This is a genomic window from Bartonella sp. CL63NXGY (assembly GCF_042194905.1).
In the GTDB taxonomy this organism is placed as follows: domain Bacteria; phylum Pseudomonadota; class Alphaproteobacteria; order Rhizobiales; family Rhizobiaceae; genus Bartonella.
Window position 1 is genome coordinate 1 of record NZ_JBHINK010000152.1, and the last position, 238, is coordinate 238.

At 43.3% G+C, this 238-nt stretch carries 1 protein-coding gene; it reads right to left on the bottom strand.

Annotation, left to right across the window (positions count from 1 at the left end; all coding sequences use genetic code 11):
* A partial coding sequence (locus ACFIK0_RS09845) for an FtsK/SpoIIIE domain-containing protein (protein ID WP_375663984.1) occupies nucleotides 1-238 on the bottom strand: 238 nt, incomplete at both ends.

The window sequence follows — 238 nt, forward strand, 5'->3', positions numbered from 1 at the left end:
ACTTGATGTGGTTTGGCTTTGAGTAAAATACTAGTCAAAATAACATTAATCGCCACTGATTTACCACTCCCGGTTGCACCGGCAATCAGCAAGTGTGGCATCTTGGTTAAATCAGCCATCATTACATCACCAGTCACCGTTCGACCCAATGGAACATTCATTGGATGATCATCCTTGGGCATTGCCGCAATCATGTCACGGAAACCAACAGTCGCAATCTGTTTATTAGGAACTTCAA